Origin of the sequence: Nonomuraea sp. NPDC005730, assembly GCF_040630865.1 — a bacterium.
Classification (GTDB): Bacteria; Actinomycetota; Actinomycetes; order Streptosporangiales; family Streptosporangiaceae; genus Nonomuraea.
This window is the reverse complement of record NZ_JBEXYK010000003.1, coordinates 286,298-299,634: the sequence shown is the minus strand read 5'-3', so window position 1 is coordinate 299,634 and position 13,337 is coordinate 286,298. Positions and strand designations below refer to the sequence as shown.

Below are 13,337 nucleotides of genomic sequence, written 5' to 3'. Positions count from 1 at the left end.
TCAGGTGTCGGCGGCGACGGCGTCGAGCGCCTTCTGCAGGTCCTCGGGGTAGTCGGTGCTGAAGGACATCCAGTCGCCGGTGGCCGGGTGCTCGAAGCCCAGCGCGACCGCGTGCAGCCACTGCCGGGTGACGCCCAGCCGGGCCGCGAGCGTGGGGTCGGCGCCGTAGAGCATGTCGCCGACGCAGGGGTGGCGCAGGGCCGACATGTGCACGCGGATCTGGTGCGTACGGCCGGTCTCCAGCTTGATGTCCAGCAGCGAGGCCGCCCGGAACGCCTCGATCGTGTCGTAATGGGTGACCGACGGCTTGCCGCCCGCGACCACGGCGAACTTGCCCTCGCCCGAGGGGTGGCGGTCGATGGGCGCGTCGACGGTGCCCCGGAACGGGTCGGGGTGGCCCTGGACCAGCGCGTGGTAGCGCTTGTCGACCGTGCGCTCCTTGAAGGCCCGCTTCAGCGCCGAGTACGCGTGCTCGCTCTTGGCCACGACCATCGCGCCCGTGGTGTTGGCGTCGAGCCGGTGGACGATGCCCTGTCGCTCGGCCGCGCCGCTGGTGGCGATCGTGTGGCCGGCGCCGAGCAGGCCGCCGATCACGGTCGGGCCGGTCCAGCCGACGGTGGGATGGGCGGCCACGCCGATCGGCTTGTTGACCACGATGATGTCGTCGTCCTCGTAGACGATCGTCATGCCCGGCACCGGCTCGGCCACCGGCATCGGCGTGCTGACCGGGGGCGGCAGCGTCACCTCCAGCCAGGCGCCGGCGTGCACGCGGTCGGACTTGGCCGGCTGCCCGCCGTCGACCTGCACCTCGCCGGCGGCGATCAGCTCGGCCGCGCGGGTGCGCGAGAAGCCGAACAGCCGCGAGATCGCCGCGTCGACCCGCTCGCCCTCCAGCCCGTCGGGGACGGGCAGGCTCCGCCGCTCAGCCATCCTGGGGCTCCTTCCCGGTCTCCACAGTGTTCTCCGTCTCCCTGGTGCCGTCGATCTGCACGTTGCGCCAGGCCAGCAGCACCGCCAGGATGCCGCCGCAGACGATCGCCGAGTCGGCGACGTTGAACACCGGGAAGTAGTCGATCACCGGGAAGTGACCGGGCAGCACCTCGATGAAGTCCACGACGTGCCCCTGGAACTGCGTCGACCGGCCGAACCCCGACGGGTGGCGCAGCAACCTGTCGGTCAGGTTGCCGAGCGCCCCGCCGAGGAGCAGCCCGAGGGTGATCGCCCACGGCAGGCTGTGGAGCTTGCGCGCGGTGCGCACGATCGCCACCACCACGCCCGCCGCGATGAACGTGAACACGAACGTCATCCCCGTGCCGATGCTGAACGCCGCGCCCGAGTTGAAGATCACCCGGAACTGCAGGACGTCCTGGAGGACGACGAGCGGCGCCTTGCCTTCGAGCGTACGCAGCACGATCGTCTTGCTGATCAGGTCAGCCGCGTAGACGACGACCGCCAGCGAGGTGAGGATCGCGAGGAGGCGTCCGCGTGGCCTGCCTAGCGGCGTTCCTCCTTCTGCTTGCAGGCCACGCACAGCGTCGCCCTCGGGAACGCCTGAAGACGTTCCTTGCCGATCGGCTTGTGGCACGATTCGCACACTCCATAGGTCCCTGCGTCGATCCTGGCGATCGCACGTTCGTTCTGCGCGACCAGATCGCGCGCATTCAGGGTAAGGGCGATCTCGCGTTCGCGCTCGTACGTCTTGGCGCCGGCGTCCGCCTGGTCGTCGCCCGCGCCCTGGGTGACGTCACCAGAGGCTATCTCCGACTCGTGGCGAAGGATGTCGGCCTCGAGCTCGTCGATCTCGGTCCGCAGCCTGCCGCGTACCTCGGCCAGCTCCTCTTCCGACCACATCGACGGTGTAGCGGTCTGCGTGACTGCCGCCATGGCTGCCTCCATGCTGATCAAGGCCGTGAATGGTGCGGGCAGCTTAGGATCCTCATAACGGAACGGCAAACGACCCGCCGGATGGTTTACCTCACCCGTACTATCCCGCCTCGCCCGTTCAACTCCTCCCCAGGGACGTCCATTCCCACAAATTTCCTCCCCGCGTACCAACGCCGCCCGCAGCGGGAGGAAACCTGGAAGTCTTCGGCTCCACTCTGCGTTATGGTTTGAGACTGCAAGGCGTTGATGGGGCCCCGCTGTGAGGGATATCACCCCGGAGCCGCCGGAAGAACGGCTCGGCAGAGCTCACTAGACCCGGCAGCAAGCGAATGAAGAGGGCCTCCCCGGAGGCCAAGAAGGGTGGTACCGCGGAGCCGCGAGGCTTCGTCCCTTCGCGCACGCCACAACCGGCCGACGACGCGTGGAGGTCCCGCCCGACATGTCTTCCCCATCATTCCGCCCTCTTCCCGCGCAGGTCGACCTGCCCGCGCTCGAGCGCGAGGTCCTCGACCGCTGGCGGGACGGGAAGATCTTCGAGCGGTCCGTCGAGCAGAACGCCGGCAACCCCGCCTGGGTGTTCTACGAGGGCCCGCCCACCGCCAACGGCCTGCCCGGCGTGCACCACGTCGAGGCCAGGGTGTTCAAGGACCTGTTCCCGCGCTACAAGTCGATGCGCGGCTTCAGCGTCCCGCGCAAGGCCGGCTGGGACTGCCACGGCCTGCCCGTCGAGGTCGGCATCGAGCGGGAGCTGGGCCTGACCGGCAAGAAGGACATCGAGGACTACGGCATCGCCGAGTTCAACGCCAAGTGCCGCGAGTCGGTGCTGCGGCACGTCGACGCGTTCGAGCAGATGACCGAGCGCATGGGCTACTGGATCGACCTGTCCCAGGCGTACCGGACGATGGACCCGTCCTACATCGAGTCGGTCTGGTGGTCGCTGAAGGTCGTCTTCGACAAGGGGCTGCTGTTCCGCGACTTCCGCATCACGCCGTACTGCCCGCGCTGCGGCACCGGCCTGTCCGACCACGAGCTGGGCCAGCCGGGCGGCTACGAGAACGTCTCCAGCCCGTCGGTGTACGTGCGCATGCCCGTCACGTCCGGGCCGCTGGCCGAGCTGGGCGCGGCGCTGCTGATCTGGACCACCACGCCCTGGACGCTGGTGTCCAACACGGCCGTCGCCGTGCACCCCGACGTCACCTACGTCGCGGCCAGGACCGCCGACGGCGAGGTGCTGGTGGTGGCCGAGCCGCTGCTGGCCGTCCTCGGCGAGGACGTCACCGAGGTGGCCCGCTACACCGGCCGCGAGCTGGAGCGCACCCGCTACAGCCGCCCCTTCGACCTGGTCGACATCCCCGGCGCCCACTACGTCGTGCTCGGCGACTACGTCACCGTCGAGGACGGCACCGGCCTGGTTCACCAGGCCCCCGCCTTCGGCGCCGACGACATGGCCGTCATCAAGCGGTACGACATGCCGATCGTCAACCCGATCGGCCCCGACGGCCGGTTCCTCGACGACGTGCCCATGGTCGGCGGCCGCTTCTTCAAGGACGCCGACGAGGAGCTCACCGAGGACCTGCGCCGGCGCGGCCTGCTGTACCGGGGCACCCACTTCGAGCACGCCTACCCCCACTGCTGGCGCTGCCACACCGCGCTGCTGTACTACGCGCTCCCGTCCTGGTACATCCGCACCACCGCGGTCAAGGACCAGATGTTGTCGGAGAACGCCAACACCAACTGGTACCCCGAGACCATCAAGTGGGGCCGGTTCGGCGAGTGGCTGCGCAACAACGTCGACTGGTCGCTGTCGCGCTCGCGCTACTGGGGCACGCCGCTGCCGCTGTGGGTGTGCTCGGCGGACGAGAGCCACGTCACCTGCGTCGGCTCGCTGGCCGAGCTGGGCACGCTGGCCGGCCAGGACGTCTCCGCGCTCGACCCGCACCGCCCGTACGTCGACGACGTGAGCTTCGACTGCCCCTCCTGCGGCGCGCTCGCCACCCGCGTGCCCGACGTGATCGACGCCTGGTACGACTCGGGCTCGATGCCGTTCGCGCAGTGGGGCGAGCACGGCAAGCCGGAGGGCGTCTACCCCGCGCAGTTCATCTGCGAGGCCACCGACCAGACCCGCGGCTGGTTCTACTCGCTGATGGCGGTCGGCACGCTGGTCTTCGGCCAGTCCTCCTACGAGAACGTGCTCTGCCTCGGCCTCATCCTGGCCGAGGACGGCCGCAAGATGAGCAAGCACCTGGGCAACATCCTGGAGCCGATCCCGCTGATGGACCAGCACGGCGCCGACGCGCTGCGCTGGTTCATGGCCTGCTCCGGATCCCCCTGGGCGGCCCGTCGGGTGGGGCACAACGGCCTGGAGGAGATCGTCCGCAAGGTCCTGCTGACCCTGTGGAACACCTCCTCCTTCTTCACCCTGTACGCCAACGCCGAGTCCTGGACCCCGTCCGAGCCCGCTCCGCCGGCCGCCGAGCGTCCGCTGCTGGACCGCTGGGTGCTGGCCGAGCTGCACCGGACGGTCGCCGAGGTCACCGCGTCCCTGGACGAGTACGACACCCAGCGCGCCGGCCGCCGCCTGGCCGACTTCCTCGACGACCTGTCCAACTGGTACGTCCGCCGCTCCCGCCGCCGCTTCTGGCAGGGTTCGCGCGAGGCGTTCGCCACCCTGTACGAGTGCCTGGAGACGGTCACCCGGCTGATGGCGCCGATCACGCCGTTCGTCACCGACTACCTCTGGGACGTGCTGCGCGCACCCGGCGCGCCCTCCTCGGTCCACCTGACCAGCTGGCCGCAGGTGCGCGAGGACCTGCTCGATCCGGCGCTGTCGGACCAGATGGCCCTGGTCCGCAGGCTGGTCGAGCTGGGCCGCTCGGCCCGCGCCTCCTCCGGTGTGAAGACGCGGCAGCCGCTGCGCCGGGCGCTGGTCGGTGCGCACGGCTGGCCGTCGCTGCCCGCCGAGCTGCGGGGGCTGGTGGCGGACGAGCTCAACGTCCAGGCCCTTGAGGACATGTCCGGATTCGACGCCGATCTCGTGTCGTACACGGTGAAGCCGAACTTCCGGGCGCTCGGGAAGCGGTTCGGGTCGCGTACCAAGCTGGTGGCCGCCGCGGTGACCGCCGCCGACGCCACCCGCGTGGCCCGTACGCTGCGTGGCGGCACCCCCGTCATGATCGAGGCGGACGAGCTGGGCGAGATCATGCTCGGCCCCGACGAGGTGATCGTCACCGAGCAGCCGCGCGCGGGCTGGGCCGTGGAGACCGGCGCCATCGGCACCGGCACCGGCGAGACCGTCGCCCTCGACCTGGAGCTGTCCGACGAGCTGCGCCGCGCGGGCCTGCTGCGCGAGGTGATCCGGCTGGTCCAGGATGCCCGCAAGTCCTCCGGCCTGTCGATCAGCGACCGCATCGACCTGTGGTGGACGGCCTCCTCGCCCGACCTGGCCGCCGCCCTGCGCTCCGGCGGCGGAACGGTCGCCGAGGAGGTCCTGGCCACGTCCCTCACCGAGGGCGCCCAGGAGGACCTCCCGGCCCACCACGACGAGGACCTGGGCCTGACGTTCCACCTGCGCCGCGCCTGACCCGGGCCGCGGTCCGACCGGCGACCACGTGGGGGCGCCACCGATCACCTCGGTGGCGCCCCACCGGTCGTAGTGATCGTTTGCCTCCTCTCGCGTTCCGAAAGGATCTGGTCCCGTGCCGACTCTGATCCGCCGCGCTTCCGGTCAGGTGTTCGTGGACGCGTCCACCGTCGACCTGACCGGCGAAGATCTCGTGACCGAACTCGAGTGGGACATGACCGCGACGGGCCTGGTCCAGGCCGACCCCGACGGCGACGGCGCGCGCATCGTGTGCGGTCAGGAGATCGGCGACATCGGTGTCACCGCCGAACTGTGGGACGCCGCCCCGCCGTTGACCACCGACGGCTGGCAGGACGTCGCCGAGGTGTCCGTCGTCTGGCGGTCCGCGTTCATGGACTTCGCGACGACGGACGGCGGCGAGAACCCGGCCGAGCAGCTGGAACTGCCCGGCCCCGGTGACTACCGGCTGCGCGTCCACGGACGCAACCGCGACGACGGCGACCCGCGGGATGACGGCGCCCCCGTCGAGGAGTACCTGATCCAGGTGTGGCCCGCCCCACACGCCGAGCCCGTCGTGGCCAAGTCCACCAGCAGGACGGCGGCCGCGTGGAGAGCGCAGTGATTTCGGCCCGCTGAGCAGCATGGCGGCCGCCGCTTCGTACATCTCCTCAGGTTTCCTGACTTCTCCCGACGGAAGCCCTCTCGTCCGGCGAAGGACGGACAATGGCCGTATGACGCGTATCGACACGCCGTGGGGCCCCTGGGAGGCCGCACCCCTGGAGGAGGTCGTCGCGCTGCTGCGCGGACTGGCCGCGCCCTGGTGGGTGGCCGGCGGCCACGCGCTGGAACTGGCCGTCGGACGCGCGTACCGCGAGCACGACGACGTCGACGTCGCACTGCTGCGCCGCGACCAGCTCGCCGTCCGGCGCCTCCTGACCGGCTGGGACGTGCACGCCGCGACCATCCCCGGCACCCTGCGCCCCTGGCCCGTGGACGAGGTGCTGCCCGCCTCCGCCCACGACATCTGGGTGCGCGACCACCCCGAGGCCCCCTGGCGCTTCCAGCTCATGCTCGACGAGTCCGCCGAGGACGAGTGGATCTACCGTCGCGACCCGCGGATCCGCCGTCCCCTGACAGACCTGACAATCATGTGGAACGGCTTCCGGCACCTCGCACCGGAAGTGCAGCTCCTCTACAAGTCCACGGCTCCCCGCCCGAAGGACGAGATCGACTTCGAGACCGTCCTGCCACATCTGGACGACGGTCGCCGCCACTGGCTGGCAGCGGCCCTGCGCACCGAGCACACCACCCACCCGTGGCTCACCCGCCTGCACCGCACCGCCCCCACCGAGCTCCGCCCCTGACGCCCGCCCCCGCGGACGTCATGAACCCCGAAGACCCGCCGGTGCGGACGCCCATGAGCCCGGCCCACTGGTGCGGACGTCATACAAGCCCCGAAGACCCGCCGACGTGAACGTCCCTCGCACCCGAAGACCCGCCGACGTGAACGTCCCTCGAGCCCGGAGGCCCGCCTGCGTGGATGCCTGACGAGCCCCGGAGGCCCGCCGGCGACAGCGCAGCGGGCCCGGGGCGGTCGGGTGTTACTTGGCCGTCTCGCGGTCGTGCTGGCACACCGGGCAGCTGGTCAGACCGGCGTCCTCGGCCTCGGGGATCGTCATGGTCTCCACGCCCGTCTCCCCCGCGCCCCTGATCAGCGGGCAGGTGGCGCTGTGGTAGCGGCGGGTGCCGGTGATGACCTTGACCGTCCCTGGCCGCCCGCCCGCACCGGACGTACCGCCGGTCTCGCCCTTCGAGCCCTCACCCGTTTTGCCGGGCTTGGCACCGGACGTCTCGCCCTTGGCCGCGCTCTCCTTGCCGGACTCGGCGTCCTCGCTCTCGGTCTTCGGTGCCGGGGCGGTCGCTCCCGCCGGACGGGCGGAAGGGGCCGGCGCAGCCCCAGAAGGCCGCTCGGACGCCCCGGACGCCCCACCCGAGGGTTCCGCCTGGACCGGCAGCCCGGAGGACGTCACGCGAGGCTGCGGAGCCGTGTCCGGGTCGGACGCGTCGTCACCGTCGTCGGCAGGCTGTTCGGCGGGCCGGGCGGGCTGTTCGGCGGGCCGGGCGGCGGGCGACGGCCGAGCGGCCGAGGACGGCCTGCCGGGCGCGCTCTCGACCGACTTGCCGGAATCAGCCGCGTCATCGCCCTTCTGACCCGAGGTCGCCGCACCCGCACCGGCCTTGGCCGGAGCCGCCCCCTTGGACGGCGGAGCCGAAGCCTTACCCTCAGCCGCCCCGGAAGCCGCCGCGCTCTCCGACGAACTCTCCGACGGGCGCTTGGCCGAACTCTTGGACGGCCCCGAAGCCGGCGAACTCTTGGAGGCCGCAGCAGGGCTCGAAGGGGCGCCCGACGGGCCCTTGGCGTCGTCCGGCGAAGAGGGACGCGCGGGCCGCTCGCGCTCCGACGGCGGCCGGAAGTAGGAGGTCTGGATCTCCCCCTGCTCGTCGTCCGGACCGGCCCCGGAATCAGGCGCGGCGGCGGAGGAGGGGGACTTGGCCGGGTCGCTCGCCTGCGCGACGGCGGCCGGACGGCCGAACCACCCGGTTGGGCCTTCCTCGCTGGAGGCGGCGGGCTCCGGGGTGGGGGTGGAAGCCTTCGTGTCGGGCTTCGGCGGTACGACCGGCGGGCGCAGGTCCCGGGTCTCCGCGGAGGTCTCGGCCCGGCTCTCGGCCCGGCTCTCCGCCACGGCGGAGGGGGTGGCGGCGGTGCCGGGGTCGGCGGCAGGCGGCAACTGCCGTCCGCCGAGCGCGGCGTCCGGAAGGCACGTGGTGCAGGGCGTGAAGCCCTCCTCGCGTGCCTCCTCGTAGGTGAGCTCCTCGTGATCCCGTCCGGCCAGCTGGCGGCAGCCTGGCACGTGGTATCTCCTGCGGCCCGGGATCACCATCACGATCGCGTCCGGCGAGATGCCGCTCGCCGCGGGGCGGCGAGGCGCGGAGGCCGGAACGGCGGTCCGCTGAAGCGTCTGCGGCTGCGGATGCGGATGGGGTTGTGGCCGCGGGTGCGGCTGGGGCCCGGCAGGACCGGTCTGGTTGTACGGCAGGCCGGGCGGCGGGAGCGGGGCCGGAGGGGTGGCCGGCGCAGCGGCCCGCCCACCACCGGGAAACAGCTCGTGACGCCGCAGCAACGCCCCGATCACCAGGAACAGCGCGGACAGCACGCTGACCACGATGGACCACATGATCAGGAACGGCTTAGCCAGTACGAAGCCCGCGATCAGCAACACGACCGCCGCGAGCACCAAACCAGCACTGATAAGGATCACAGGGGGCTCTTTCGAGTGACAGGTCCTAGTGACCCGTTACTTTACCGGCGGTCGTTGTGCGGACCGTCGCCGCCGGGGAAGACGCCCTGCGGAGCCTCGCCGCCGAACGGGTTGGGGCCACCGGGGAGAGGCTGCTGGCCACCCTGGGGAACCGCGTGCGACATGGCGGGAGCCTGACCCTGCGGACCGGACATGACCGGGAACCCACCGCTGCCCTCGGCGGAGACGTTGAGCTCGGCGAGCTGGTTCTCCAGGTAGAGCTTGAGGCGGCTGCGGTATTCGCGCTCGAAGCTGCGCAGCTCCTCGACCTTGCGCTCGAGCTCGTCGCGGGTCTGCACCAGCGAGCCCATCGCCTGGCGGTGGCGCTCCTGCGCGTCGCGCTCGAGCGTCTCGGCGCGGGCACGGGCGTCGCCGATGACCTGCTCGGCCTGGCGGCGGGCCTTGGTGAGGATCTCGTCGGCCTCGCGGCGGGCGCGGGTCACCGTCTCGTCCGCCTCCCGGCGGGCGTCGGAGATCGCCTGGTCGGCGGTCTGCTGGGCGAGGGCCAGCACGCGGGCCGCGGTGTCCATGTTGTCCTCGGCGGGAGGCATGCTCATGGCCACGGGCTGCGGCTCGGGGGCTCGCATCGGCTGCGGCTCGGGGGCCCGCATGGGCTCCGGCTGCGGCGGCGCCATCATCTCCGGCTTCGGCTGCTCCTGGACGGGGGCGGAGGCCATGGGCATGCCCATGCCGCCCGGCACCTTCCCACGCAGGCACTCGGCCAGTTTGGCGCGTAGCTCCTCGTTCTCTTGGATCAGGCGGTCGAGCTCAGCCTCCACCTCGTCGAGGAAGGCGTCGACCTCTTCCTCGTCGTAGCCCGGCCGCAGCCGGGTGGTACTGAACTGCTTGTTCCGCACATCAGCGGGCGTCAGCGGCATTTTTTGGTCTCCTTGGCGCGCTTGGAGTCTGTCCGGAGGGACGGTGAACCCGAATCACTTCAGCGCGGACACGAGTTGGATCACGACCGGCACCCCACCAGCCCGCCTCACCGGCCGCCCAGTGACCCAGCGATCTGGATCAAGATCAGAACGACGATGAACAGGACAGTGAAGCTTAGGTCAAAGGCCACCGTACCCAACCGGAGCGGGGGAATGAAACGGCGGAGGAATTTGAGAGGTGGGTCTGTCGCGGTGTACGTGGCCTCCGCCAGCACCAGCACGACCCCGGAAGGCCGCCACTGCCGGGCGAACGCCTGCACCGTCTCAAAGATCATCCTGCCGATGAGCAGCACCAAATACAGAGACAGGACTACGACCAAGATCCCACTCACGATCTCCACGGCCCGGCCGCGCCTCCACTTCTGGTGTGCCCTCCCGGCCGCGCGTGGACCCGGTTGGGTGCGATGGACATACAGAGACTCTAACTCTGGTTGAAGAACCCGCGTTCCGCGATTCGGGCCTTGTCCTCGGCGGTCACCTCGACATTGGCAGGGGACAACAGGAACACCTTGTTGGTAACACGTTCAATGCTTCCATGTAGGCCGAAGACCAGACCTGCCGCGAAATCCACGAGCCGCTTCGCGTCGCTGTCAACCATTTCGGTCAGATTCATGATGACCGGGGTGCCGTCGCGGAAGTGCTCTCCGATGGTTCGGGCCTCGTTGTAGGTCCGGGGATGGAGGGTCGTGATGCGCGCCAGGTCGGTCGTACGGCGCTCCAGGATCGTCGTGGCGGGCCTGGGCGCGGGGACCGCGGAGTCGGCCTCCTCGTCGCGGTCCTGGACCGCCACGGGCCGTTCCTCGCCGGTCCGCTGGACATCGTCGTCGTAGGCGTACTCGTCGGTGTAGGTCTCGTACCTCTCGTAGCGGTCGTCCTCCACGAGACCGAGGTAGACCGCCATCTTGCGCATCGCGCCGGCCATCGCTACGTCGTCCTCCTGCTCATGGTCGCACTGGCTCGGACCCGTCGCCGGGGCCGAGGCGGCAGCCGTACCCCCTTGGAGCTCACCGCGGATCGACCTCTACTTGATCATGGGCCTGAAGGCCCACTTGAGGGGACATTACCTGACGAAGGGCCTGCGACGACCGAGCAACGCCGTACCGATCCGCACGTGTGTCGCACCGTACGCGACCGCCTCGTCGAGGTCCTGGCTCATGCCCGCGGAGACCATCGTGGCCCGCGGATGCTGCTCCTGGACGCGGCCCGCGACATCGCGCAGCACGGCGAAGGCGCGGGCGGGCTCCACCCCCAGCGGGGCGACCGCCATGACGCCGCCCAGCCACACGCCGTCGGCCAGCGCCACCTCGTCGGCCAGCGCGAGCACGTCGGCGGGCCGGGCACCGCCCCTGGAGGGGTCGTCGTCGAGCGCCACCTGGATCAGGCAGCCGACCCTGCGGCCCTGCCGCACGGCCTCCTTGCTGATCGCCTCCAGCAGCCGGAGGCGGTCGAGCGAGTGGATCACGTCGGCGTACCCGACGACGGACCGCACCTTGTTGGTCTGCAGCTGGCCCACGAAGTGCCAGGTGAGCGGCAGGCCGGCCAGCTCGTGCGCCTTGGGCGCGGCCTCCTGGTCGCGGTTCTCGCCGACGTCGCGCACGCCCAGCTCGCACAGGATGCGCATGTCGTCGGCCGGTCTGGTCTTGGTCACCGCGATCAGGGTGACCTCGCCGCGGTCGCGGCCCACCGCGTGGCAGGCCGCGCCGATGCGGGCCTCGATCTCGGTGAGACCGGCCGCGATCTCGTCCCTACGCACGCCTGACTCCCTCTCCCTGCCTCCATCGCCTCGCAGTTCGGCCTGCACGCCGTACGCCACGATGGCCCCCTTTCCGTGCCGCGGGTCGGTTCCCGGCACACACGACGGCGCCGCTCCCGTATGCCTGCGGGGAGCGGCGGTGGGTGGTGAGCTACTTGAGGAAGTCGGGGACGTCGAGCTCTTCCTCCTGCTCCTCGAAGATCACCCGAGGACGTTTGGGAGGCTCCGACATGCGGGAGGTGATGGGCGTGGGCGGGTTGGCCGGTTCGGGCGTGGGCCTCGGGATGGAGACGGGGGCCTGCGGCTCGTCGTCGCCGAGGGCGGCGACGGGCTCGGCGGGCTGGACCGACTCCACCGGGCGCACCGGCTCGGGACGCGGCTCCGGGCGAGGCTCAGGACGCGGCTCCGGCCTGAACTCGCGCGGCTCCGGGCGCGGCTCGGGGCGCGGCTCGGGACGGAACTCCTGCCGGGGCTCGGGACGGAACTCCTGGCGAGGCTCCGGCCTGAACTCCTGGCGCGGCTCCGACCGGAGCTCGGCACGCGGCTCGGGCCTCGGCTCAGGGCGCGGCGCGGGCGGCTCGGACTTCACGCTGGGCGAAGCCGGGACGCCGGGCCGCAGGACCGAGGACGACACCGGCGCGGCGGGCTGCGCGGCAGGCCGGGCCGCGGGCCTCGGCAGCGGCTTCTCGACCGGCGGCGGCACGTCGTCGAAGCCCGCCGCGATCACGGTGACCCGCACCTCGTCGCCGAGGGCGTCGTCGATGACCGTGCCGAAGATGATGTTGGCGTCGGGCGCGGCGGCCATCGACACGAGCTGGGCCGCCTCGTTGATCTCGAACAGGCCGAGGTCGGAGCCGCCCGCGATCGACAGCAGCACGCCGTGGGCGCCGTCGATGCTCGCCTCCAGCAGCGGGCTGGAGACCGCCATCTCGGCGGCGGCGACCGACCGGTCGTCGCCGCGTGCGTGTCCGATGCCCATGAGCGCCGAGCCCGCACCCGACATGACCGACTTGACGTCGGCGAAGTCGAGGTTGATCAGGCCGGGCGTGGTGATCAGGTCGGTGATGCCCTGGACACCGGACAGCAGCACCTGGTCGGCCGCCTTGAACGCGTCGAGCACGCTCACCTGCCGGTCGGAGATCGACAGCAGCCGGTCGTTGGGGATCACGATGAGGGTGTCGACCTCGTCGCGCAGCGTCTCTATGCCGGCCTCGGCCTGCGAGGCGCGACGCCGCCCCTCGAAGCTGAAGGGCCGGGTCACCACGCCGATCGTCAGCGCGCCGAGCGACCGGGCGATGTTGGCCACGACCGGCGCGCCGCCGGTGCCCGTGCCACCGCCCTCGCCGGCCGTGACGAAGACCATGTCGGCCCCCTTGAGGACCTCCTCGATCTCCTCACGGTGGTCTTCGGCCGCCTTGCGCCCCACGTCGGGGTTGGCTCCGGCGCCCAGTCCGCGCGTGAGCTCGCGGCCCACGTCGAGTTTCACATCGGCGTCACTCATCAGCAGCGCCTGGGCGTCGGTGTTTATGGCGATGAACTCGACGCCCTTGAGTCCCTCCTCGATCATCCGGTTGACGGCGTTCACTCCGCCGCCGCCAATGCCGACGACCTTGATGACCGCGAGGTAGTTCTGCGGTGCTGCCACGACGAGGGGCCTTTCCGCTCGTTGACTTGCCATTTCGGTGCGGATCGTCTCCGCTTTTTCTCAGTTTTCGTAACTCTCAACCTCAGGTTGAGATTTAGATTTATGTCAACCTGAGGATTGATACGGACAGTAGGAGGCCCCTACCAGGCGGGTCAACTAACCGCGCCGCAAGCACGTC

At 70.9% G+C, this 13,337-nt stretch carries 12 protein-coding genes; 3 read left to right on the top strand and 9 right to left on the bottom strand.

Features of this window, described 5'->3' with window-relative positions; all coding sequences use genetic code 11:
• The 3 genes from ABZ444_RS06410 to ABZ444_RS06400 are packed head-to-tail and all read right to left on the bottom strand — an operon-like array spanning nucleotide 1 to nucleotide 1,896.
• On the bottom strand, nucleotides 1-930 hold the full coding sequence (locus tag ABZ444_RS06410; protein WP_357993477.1) for an RluA family pseudouridine synthase: 930 nt from the start codon (nucleotides 928-930) through the stop codon (nucleotides 1-3).
• Nucleotides 923-1,468 (bottom strand): signal peptidase II, encoded by a 546-nt coding sequence (lspA, locus tag ABZ444_RS06405; RefSeq protein ID WP_357993955.1) that lies wholly within the window; start codon nucleotides 1,466-1,468, stop codon nucleotides 923-925. Before lspA ends, ABZ444_RS06410 begins: the two co-directional genes overlap by 8 nt.
• Before the next feature lie 26 nt (nucleotides 1,469-1,494).
• A complete protein-coding gene (locus ABZ444_RS06400) occupies nucleotides 1,495-1,896 on the bottom strand; it encodes a TraR/DksA C4-type zinc finger protein (RefSeq protein ID WP_352324926.1) in 402 nt (133 codons plus the stop codon).
• Nucleotides 1,897-2,323: 427 nt separating this feature from the next.
• On the opposite strand from ABZ444_RS06400, the gene ileS reads away from it, so the two are divergent.
• The 3 genes from ileS (at nucleotide 2,324) to ABZ444_RS06385 (ending at nucleotide 6,828) form a co-directional block, all read left to right on the top strand.
• On the top strand, nucleotides 2,324-5,464 hold the full coding sequence (gene ileS / locus ABZ444_RS06395) for an isoleucine--tRNA ligase (RefSeq protein ID WP_357993474.1): 3,141 nt from the start codon (nucleotides 2,324-2,326) through the stop codon (nucleotides 5,462-5,464).
• 115 nt (nucleotides 5,465-5,579) lie between these two features.
• On the top strand, nucleotides 5,580-6,086 hold the full coding sequence (locus ABZ444_RS06390) for a hypothetical protein (RefSeq protein ID WP_357993471.1): 507 nt from the start codon (nucleotides 5,580-5,582) through the stop codon (nucleotides 6,084-6,086).
• 109 nt (nucleotides 6,087-6,195) lie between these two features.
• Nucleotides 6,196-6,828, top strand: coding sequence for an amino acid transporter (locus ABZ444_RS06385; RefSeq protein WP_357993469.1), 633 nt, complete (start codon nucleotides 6,196-6,198; stop codon nucleotides 6,826-6,828).
• A 237-nt stretch (nucleotides 6,829-7,065) separates the two neighbouring features.
• Here the strand turns inward: ABZ444_RS06385 and ABZ444_RS06380 are convergent, their stop codons facing one another.
• The 6 genes from ABZ444_RS06380 to ftsZ all read right to left on the bottom strand — a co-directional run bounded on the left by ABZ444_RS06380 (nucleotide 7,066) and on the right by ftsZ (nucleotide 13,159).
• On the bottom strand, nucleotides 7,066-8,763 hold the full coding sequence (locus tag ABZ444_RS06380) for a hypothetical protein (RefSeq protein ID WP_357993466.1): 1,698 nt from the start codon (nucleotides 8,761-8,763) through the stop codon (nucleotides 7,066-7,068).
• 62 nt (nucleotides 8,764-8,825) lie between these two features.
• On the bottom strand, nucleotides 8,826-9,701 hold the full coding sequence (locus tag ABZ444_RS06375; RefSeq protein WP_357993463.1) for a DivIVA domain-containing protein: 876 nt from the start codon (nucleotides 9,699-9,701) through the stop codon (nucleotides 8,826-8,828).
• 107 nt (nucleotides 9,702-9,808) lie between these two features.
• Nucleotides 9,809-10,102, bottom strand: coding sequence for a YggT family protein (locus ABZ444_RS06370; RefSeq protein WP_125630468.1), 294 nt, complete (start codon nucleotides 10,100-10,102; stop codon nucleotides 9,809-9,811).
• Between the two features lie 80 nt (nucleotides 10,103-10,182).
• Nucleotides 10,183-10,683, bottom strand: coding sequence for a cell division protein SepF (gene sepF, locus ABZ444_RS06365; protein WP_357968056.1), 501 nt, complete (start codon nucleotides 10,681-10,683; stop codon nucleotides 10,183-10,185).
• Nucleotides 10,684-10,821: 138 nt separating this feature from the next.
• Nucleotides 10,822-11,514 carry a YggS family pyridoxal phosphate-dependent enzyme gene (locus tag ABZ444_RS06360; RefSeq protein WP_357993460.1) on the bottom strand — a complete coding sequence of 231 codons (693 nt, stop codon included), beginning with the start codon at nucleotides 11,512-11,514 and terminating at the stop codon, nucleotides 10,822-10,824.
• A 151-nt stretch (nucleotides 11,515-11,665) separates the two neighbouring features.
• Nucleotides 11,666-13,159 (bottom strand): cell division protein FtsZ, encoded by a 1,494-nt coding sequence (ftsZ, locus tag ABZ444_RS06355; RefSeq protein ID WP_357993457.1) that lies wholly within the window; start codon nucleotides 13,157-13,159, stop codon nucleotides 11,666-11,668.
• Nucleotides 13,160-13,337 lie beyond the last annotated feature (178 nt).